This window comes from Pseudoxanthomonas sp. LjRoot204_2, from assembly GCF_056175765.1.
In genome coordinates this window covers 1-3,857 of sequence record NZ_JBGFFG010000330.1, presented here as the reverse complement: position 1 = coordinate 3,857, position 3,857 = coordinate 1, and the positions used below count along the sequence as shown (strand labels likewise).

Here is a 3,857-nt window from a genome sequence, read left to right as displayed (position 1 = left end):
GTGTTCGGACCGATCGGTACGCTGATCGGCGCCGCCGCCGGCACCGTCATCGGCGCGGCCGCGGGCAAGGGCGTCGCCGAGCGGCTGGATCCCACCAGCGAAGTCGAGTACTGGCGCGAGACCTCGCGCACGCGTCCTTACTATTCGGACGAACACGACTTCCAGCGCGATTACGCGGGCGTCTACCATGCCGGCGCGGTGGCCCGCGGCGAGTACCCCGAGCAGTCGTGGGAAGACACCGAGCGCCGCCTGCAGTCCGGCTGGGAAGAGCGTCGCGGCGAATCGCGTCTGGAGTGGGAGCAGGCGCGCCCGGCGCTGCAGGATGCCTGGGAGCGTGCGGACCGCACCTACAATGCCTACGCGCGCAGCGATGAGCAGTTCGCGCAGCGTTTCGACAGCGCGCCGTATCGCCAGGACGGCGACGACTTCGATGACTACCGCTCGGCCTATCGCTACGGCACCTATGCCCGCGCGCAGTACGCCGACCGCGAGTGGGACGACAGCCTTGCCAGCGATCTGGAACGCGGTTGGGATCGCGCCCGCGCCGGCTCGCGCCTGACGTGGGAGCGCGCCAAGCACGCCGTCGCCGACGCGTTCACGCTCGACCGCCAGCGGCCGCACTGATTCATCGACCCGCATCGCGCCGCGTCTTCCTTGCGGAGGCGCGGCGCCTGCCTGACCTGTATTTGCACAAGGAGAGTCATCCCATGAAGGCATTACCCACCGACGCCCTGGTTGTCGTGGCCGACGGCGAGGGCGCGCGCCTGTTCCGCAACCGCGGCGAGAACGGCACGGTGTCGCTGCACCAGTACGACCTGCTCGAATTGATGAACCTGGACGACGACGGCCCCGCCGGCAGCATGCCGGGCGAGTCGTCCAGCCGGCAGATCGACGAAGCCACGTTCGCCAAGCAACTCGCGAAAGGGCTGAACTCCGGCGCGTTGCGGCAGCAGTACGACCACCTGGTGCTAGTCGCCGATCCGGTCACCCTCGGCCGCATGCGGCCGTTGCTGCACAAGGAAACCACGCAGCGCATCGTGGCGGAGATCGGCAAGGACCTGACCAACACGCGCCTGGATGCCATCGAACAGGCGCTCGCCGCGGCATGACCTACCGCGCGGACTACCTGCCCACCGAGCCGACGCGCAGCGCGGTGGAGGCGATGCCGGGCAGGGTGCTGCTGGAGTTCGGTGCGCCCTGGTGCGGACACTGCCAGGGCGCGCAGGCCGCGATCCGCGACGTGATCGCGCGCATGCCGGGCCTGACCCATCTCAAGGTGGAAGACGGCAAGGGTCGGCCGCTCGGGCGCGCATTCGGTGTGCGCCTGTGGCCCACGCTCGTGCTGCTGGAACAGGGTCAGGAGCGCGCGCGCGCCGTTCGGCCGGTCACGGCGGACGCCCTGCATGATGCACTCGCGGTCGCATCACCGCCCGATCGCTGACGAAACGGCAGCCAGGGATCAGCGCGGCACCGTATCGCGCGCGTCCGGGTAATCGCGTCCGGGATCGCGGGGTGTCTTCTCCTCGTGCGGGATGTCGGGCTGATCGTGGTCTTTCCACGTCGCATCATCGTTGCGGTGCTTGTCGGGCGTGTTCGCCTTCTCGCCATCGCTGTGCGGGTTGGAACGCGTGCCGGGCGTCATGGGATCACTCGCGCGGTGGAGGGACGTCGATTCCATGCCATCGGCGGTGATGGCAGGGTGAGGTAGTGATGTTCGGTCAGATCGCATGGGAGGCGCGGCACAACGCGCAACACGCAACGCGCTCGAGCGTGCGCGCGGACTCCGCGGCTAGTCAGCCCGGCGCCCGAGCGGTGGCGGAAATGCCGAACAGAAAAAGGCGCCTGCGGCCTCGTCTCCGCAGGCGCCCGGCGGGCACCTCAGGCGTTGCGCACCGCCGTCAGCGATAGACGCGCTCACAACGACGTTCGACGATGCGGTCGCCCTTCGTCTCTTGGCTGTTGCCCTGCACCTTGCGGCCGATCGCGCCGCCGGCGACGGCGCCGCCGACCGTGGCGACTTTCTTGCCGTTGCCGCTGCCGATCTGGTTGCCGAGCAGGCCGCCGACGACGGCGCCGATGGCCGTACCGGCGACGCGRTTCGGATCGCGGGTGTTCTTCTGCACTTCGACGTTGCGGCATTCGACCTTGCTGCCGTCGCTGAAGCGGCGGCCTTCATCCTGCGGACCATAGTTCTGCGCGGCAGCGGCGGACATCACCGACAGCAGGCCGAGCGAGAGCAGGTAACGGGAGGTGGTCATGGCGGGTCTCCTGTGGGGTTGCAGGGTGAGGCTGCGCGGGGCGTCGCGAACGGCGGGTGAAATCGCGCGGTGCCGTTCATGCACCAGCGAACCATCCGTGACGCCTGCACGACAAACATGACGCCGCGCTGACGGCTGGTGCCTGCGTTGACGCCGGCACCACGGCCCTGCGCCTAGCGTCGGGGCTTCACCGACCTGGACGCCACGCGATGCATACCCCTGAAGAACTCGAGAAGAAGTTGTGGAAAGCGGTCAAGTCCGATCGCACGATGATGATCGGCCTGGATGGGGCCGAAGATGGCCACACGCGTCCGATGACGGCGCTGCTGGAGCACGAGGGTCGGGGTCCGTTGTGGATCTTCACCTCCACCGACAACCTGCTGGCGCAGCGCACCGCATCACCGCAGCGCGCCGTGGCCGCGTTCGCGTCGATGGGACATGACCTGTTCGCCAGCCTGCAGGGCTCGCTGGTGCGCGACGATGACCGTGCGGTGATCGAGCGCTTGTGGAACCCCTTCATCGCCGCGTGGTACGAGGACGGCAAGGATGATCCGAAACTGGCGCTGCTGCGTTTCGATGCCGAGCATGCGGAAATCTGGCTCAACGAGCACAGCCTGCTTGCGGGCGTGAAGCTGCTGTTCGGCGTCGATCCCAAGGAGGATTACCAGGACAAGGTCGCCGACGTCGATCTGCGCGGCTGATACGACACCGCGCATAGGCCGGACGTCATGTGTCCCCGAACGGCACATGACTCCGGCCGTTTCCGCGTGGCCGGATGCAGGTAGGGCGTGCGTGACGTAGGGAGACCGATACGCTGGAACAGGGGCCAGGCGACGGTAATCACCCGAGGATACCTGCCCCATGTTGTCGTATTCCAGCATCATCTGCACACCCTGCTGGACCGCCTGGACGCCAGCGACGCCCGCACCACCGGCCAGTTGGAAGCCCTCACCGTGTGGGTTGCCGCGCTGGTGCAGACCCATCCCGACGGCGACCGCTTGCGCGCGTCCGCCCAGGCCTTGTCCGCACGCAATCCTTTCCGCGCGTTGTGCCAGTGCCAGGAGGAGGTAGCGGCCTACGACGCGACGTTCTGCCAGCTGCAGTCGCTGGCGCTGCCGGTCGATGTCGTGCCGCGCGTGCGCACCCCGTTGCCGCCGAACGTATGAGGCGCGTGTCGCCTGACCTGGGCCGTCGGCGCGTGCTGCGCGCCAGACGCCAGTGCGAAGGGAGTGCGCCCGCGCTCGTGCCGATGTGCACCGTGGGCGTGATGGCGGCGGTGGTGGCGGCCACGATGCCTGACGTACCGCTCTCGCCCCTCATCCGGCCTTCGGCCACCTTCTCCCCGCCTCGCGGGGAGAAGGGGACGGCGTGGGCGAGCGGGGAATCCGTTCGGGAAGAGGGTACCGCGCCAGCGATCCTTCGACGGGGACGCACTTGCAGCCAAGCTGGGCGAAGCTAGGGCTTCGCACAACGGTACCCTTGTGGCCGCCGTGGCTGTTTCACCTGGATCCGGCAGGCCGCTGCTGCGGCATCGACCACGTGTGCAGTGTCGCGCCGTGGTCGCAAAGACCGCGTCAATGCGCGCGTGTAGTACACCGG

At 68.4% G+C, this 3,857-nt stretch carries 7 protein-coding genes; 5 read left to right on the top strand and 2 right to left on the bottom strand.

Features of this window, described 5'->3' with window-relative positions; translation table 11 throughout:
* The 3 genes from AC04L7_RS14090 to AC04L7_RS14080 all read left to right on the top strand — a co-directional run.
* Positions 1-624, top strand: a 624-nt coding sequence (locus AC04L7_RS14090; protein ID WP_475513237.1) for a glycine zipper family protein, incomplete at its 5' end; no start/stop codon positions are given.
* An 83-nt stretch (positions 625-707) separates the two neighbouring features.
* Positions 708-1,109, top strand: a complete 402-nt coding sequence (locus AC04L7_RS14085) for a host attachment family protein (protein WP_296280842.1) — start codon at positions 708-710, stop codon at positions 1,107-1,109.
* Positions 1,106-1,441, top strand: a complete 336-nt coding sequence (locus AC04L7_RS14080; protein ID WP_435997540.1) for a thioredoxin family protein — start codon at positions 1,106-1,108, stop codon at positions 1,439-1,441. Before AC04L7_RS14085 ends, AC04L7_RS14080 begins: the two co-directional genes overlap by 4 nt.
* 18 nt (positions 1,442-1,459) lie before the next feature.
* Here AC04L7_RS14080 and AC04L7_RS14075 read toward each other — a convergent pair whose 3' ends face one another.
* Positions 1,460-1,642, bottom strand: coding sequence for a hypothetical protein (locus AC04L7_RS14075; RefSeq protein WP_296280848.1), 183 nt, complete (start codon positions 1,640-1,642; stop codon positions 1,460-1,462).
* A gap of 256 nt (positions 1,643-1,898) precedes the next feature.
* Entirely contained in the window at positions 1,899-2,258 is a 360-nt protein-coding gene (locus AC04L7_RS14070; RefSeq protein WP_296280850.1) for a glycine zipper 2TM domain-containing protein, read from the bottom strand.
* 209 nt (positions 2,259-2,467) lie between these two features.
* Here AC04L7_RS14070 and AC04L7_RS14065 point away from each other — a divergent pair, with 209 nt between their 5' ends.
* On the top strand, positions 2,468-2,959 hold the full coding sequence (locus AC04L7_RS14065; protein ID WP_296280852.1) for a pyridoxamine 5'-phosphate oxidase family protein: 492 nt from the start codon (positions 2,468-2,470) through the stop codon (positions 2,957-2,959).
* Positions 2,960-3,046: 87 nt separating this feature from the next.
* Positions 3,047-3,424: a hypothetical protein gene (locus AC04L7_RS14060; RefSeq protein WP_435997544.1), complete on the top strand. Its 378-nt coding sequence runs from the start codon at positions 3,047-3,049 to the stop codon at positions 3,422-3,424.
* The last annotated feature ends 433 nt before the right edge of the window (positions 3,425-3,857 follow it).